Raw genomic sequence first — 2107 nt, 5'->3', positions numbered from 1 at the left:
TGGCGGCGCTTCTGCGCGCCGAACGCATCACCCACCTGTTGTCGACACCGTCCGCGTTGGCGACCGTGGACCCGACCGGGCTCGCCGACCTCGAACTCGTCCTGGTCGGCGGCGAAGCGTGCCCGCCGGAGCTGGTGCGGCGCTGGGCCGGCGGCCGGACGATGCGCAACGCCTACGGGCCCACCGAAACCACCTGCAGCGTCACCCTGACCGACCCGATCGCACCGCAGCAGAAAGTGACGATCGGATCCCTCATGCGCGGGGTCAGTGCGATCGTGCTCGACCACCGCCTACGTCCGCTGCCACCGGGCGCGGTCGGCGAGCTCTATCTCGCCACCGCGGGAGTGGCCCGCGGCTACCATCAGCGGCCCGCCCTGACCGGATCACGGTTCGTCGCCAACCCGTTCGGCAAACCCGGAACCCGGCTGTTCCGCACCGGCGACCGGGTTCGCTGGACCGGCGAGCGGACCCTCGAATTCCTGGGCCGCACCGACGCACAGGTCAAGATCCGCGGGTTCCGCATCGAACTCGGCGAGATCAACGCCGCACTGCACCGACACGACGACGTCACCTTCGCCACCACCGTCGTCCACCAGAACCCGGTCGGTGACCCGGTCCTCGTGTCCTACATCATGCTTCGCCCCGCGGCGGCAACCACACCCGGAACTCTGAAAACCGCAGTGGCCCAGTTCCTGCCGGACTACATGATTCCCGCATCGATCATGGTCCTGGATGAGGTTCCGCTGACGCCGACCAAGAAACTCGACCGCGGCGCCCTCCCCGCGCCCGAGTTCGGCTCCTCCCCGGCACCGCGCCGCGAGCCGGCGACGGCAGCCGAACGCATGGTCGCCGACGTGTTCGCCCGGATACTCGGAGTGCATCCGGTGGGTGCCGACGATTCGTTCTTCGACCTCGGTGGGGATTCGCTGTCGGCCACCCGGGTGATCGCGGCGATCAACACCGAACAGGGCACCACCCTCGGGGTGCGGGACCTCTTCGACACGCCCACCGTGACCGCGCTCGCGCGGGTCGTCACCGAATCCGATCACCGGGATGACGGCGACCGTGCCGCCCGCCCCCGGGTGCGTGCCGTCACGGTGCAGGGTCGCGTGCCGTTGTCGCCGTCACAACAGTTCATCGACCGCACGATCACCACACCCGCGTTGTTCAACATTCCGTTCACCGTCAGGGTGATCGGGGAACTCGACACCGACGCACTGCAACTGGCCGCCGCGGACGTCCTCGCGCGGCATCGATCGCTGCGCACGGTATTCCCCGACTCCCCCACCGGACCACACCAGCACGTCCTCCCCGTGTCCGACGCAGTGCCCGATCTCACCCCCGTGAAGATCCCGGCCCGAGACGCCGGGGAACCGATAGCGCGTCTGCTCCAGACCGGGTTCGACGTGCGCGAGCAACCGCCGCTGCGCGCTCAGCTGTTCGAGCTCACCCCCCGCGAGCACATCCTGGCGTGCGTCATCCACCACATCGCGGCGGACGGCTGGTCGTTGGCACTGCTGGCCCGCGATCTCGTCACCGCATACACCGCCCGCGCCGCGGGCGCGGCCCCGGAGTGGGGACCCACCGAGGCGGTGTACTCGCAGTACAGTGTGTGGCGGCGCGAACTCCTCGGCACCGAGACCGACCCCGAGAGCCTCGTATCACGCCAAATCGACTATTGGACCACCGAGTTGGCGGAACTACCCGGTGCGCTCTCGCTGCCGACCGACCGGCCGCGACCACGCCGGTGGACCTACGGCGGAGGACGCGAAAGCCTTCAGATCGACGGGCGCACCCACCGCGCCCTGCTGACCCTCGCCCACCACCATCACGCCTCACTGTTCACCGCGCTGCGTTCGGCGGTGGCCATGCTGCTCGCGCGGCTGAGCGGGGACCACGACATCACCATCGGCACCCCGGTCGCGGGGCGCGGGGATCCCGCGCTCGAGGACGTGGTCGGCATGTTCGTCAACACCATCGTGCTGCGTACCCGCCTCGACCCGGACATGAGTTTCACCGAGATCATCGACCAGTCCCGCGAGGTGGAACTGCGTGCCCTCGCCCAGTCCGAGGTGCAGTTCGAGCGACTGGTCGAGGTGCTCGATCC

The 2107-nt window shown here is 69.2% G+C and carries 1 protein-coding gene; it reads left to right on the top strand.

Going from position 1 to position 2107, the window contains the following annotated elements; all coding sequences use genetic code 11:
- A partial coding sequence (locus tag P3H15_RS53655) for a condensation domain-containing protein (protein ID WP_276144767.1) occupies positions 1-2107 on the top strand: 2107 nt, incomplete at both ends.

It is taken from the genome of Rhodococcus sp. T2V (genome assembly GCF_029269925.1).
In the GTDB taxonomy this organism is placed as follows: domain Bacteria; phylum Actinomycetota; class Actinomycetes; order Mycobacteriales; family Mycobacteriaceae; genus Rhodococcus_F; species Rhodococcus_F koreensis.
This window is presented reverse-complemented; position numbering and strand designations above follow the sequence as displayed.